This window comes from Kitasatospora sp. NPDC094015 (assembly GCF_040304075.1).
Lineage (GTDB): Bacteria > Actinomycetota > Actinomycetes > Streptomycetales > Streptomycetaceae > Kitasatospora.
On record NZ_JBEOUL010000095.1, the window covers coordinates 1 to 1,047 of the forward strand.

The 1,047-nt window shown below is 70.1% G+C and carries 2 protein-coding genes; one reads left to right on the plus strand and one right to left on the minus strand.

Annotation, left to right across the window (positions count from 1 at the left end):
- Positions 1-215, minus strand: a 215-nt coding sequence (locus tag ABT014_RS34525; protein ID WP_502895148.1) for a winged helix-turn-helix transcriptional regulator, incomplete at its 3' end; no start/stop codon positions are given.
- 130 nt (positions 216-345) lie between these two features.
- Here ABT014_RS34525 and ABT014_RS34530 point away from each other — a divergent pair.
- Positions 346-1,047, plus strand: a 702-nt coding sequence (locus tag ABT014_RS34530; RefSeq protein ID WP_350643824.1) for an oxidoreductase, incomplete at its 3' end; no start/stop codon positions are given.

Below are 1,047 nucleotides of genomic sequence, written 5' to 3' on the forward strand. Positions count from 1 at the left end.
AGGCGCTGCAGCTCCGAGTAGCGCATCACCCGGGGCCCGCCGGCGCAGCCGGCACCGGGCCGATGCGCGCTGTCGCTGCCGAGCGCGGCCAGGATCAGCGTGACCCACTTGTCCGAGATCCGGTCAAGCAGCTTGCGGCTGGGGCAGGCCGCCACGAAGGCGTCGTACTCCACCTTGGCCTGTGCCCGTTGCTGAGCCGCCGTCATCGTCGCCATGGACCGTTCCTCTCACCCGCGGGTGCCCTACGCACTTCGAAGTACCTACTTCCCGAACGGAAGCTACACACCAATAGTGGTCCAAGGCGCCACTAGGCACCATCCCCTGGCTCAACACGAAGGGCGCACCATGAGCACCCCCTCCGCCTCGCTTCCCGGCGGCACCTGGCCCCTGGGCAACCTGACCGTCACCCGGTTCGGCTACGGCGCCATGCAGCTCGCCGGCCCCTGGGTCATGGGTCCGCCCGCCGACCGCGACGGGGCACTCGCCGTTCTCCGCGAGGCCGTCGGCCTCGGCATCACCCACATCGACACCGCCGACGCCTACGGGCCGCACATCACCAACCAGCTGATCCGCGAAGCGCTGCACCCGTACTCCGACTCGCTGCACATCGTGACCAAGGTCGGCGCGACCCGCGACGAGGCCGGAGGCTGGCCCCCGGCGCGCAAGCCTGAAGAACTGCGGCGGGCCGTCACCGAGAACCTGGAAAACCTCGGCCTCGACACACTGGACGTGGTCAACCTCCGGCTCGGCGACGCCCAGGGCCCCGTGCCCGGTTCGCTCGCGGAGGCCTTCGGGACACTCGTCGACCTCCAGCGGCAGGGCCTCATCCGGCACCTCGGCGTGAGCAACGCGACGGCGGAACAGGTCGCCGAGGCACGCTCGATCGCGCCGATCACGTGCGTGCAGAACATGTACAACCTCGCCCACCGCCACGACGACGACCTGATCGACGAGCTGGCCGAGCACGGCATCGCCTACGTGCCCTTCTTCCCCCTCGGCGGCTTCAGCCCGCTGCAGTCCTCGGCACTCACGGCCGTAGCCACCCGG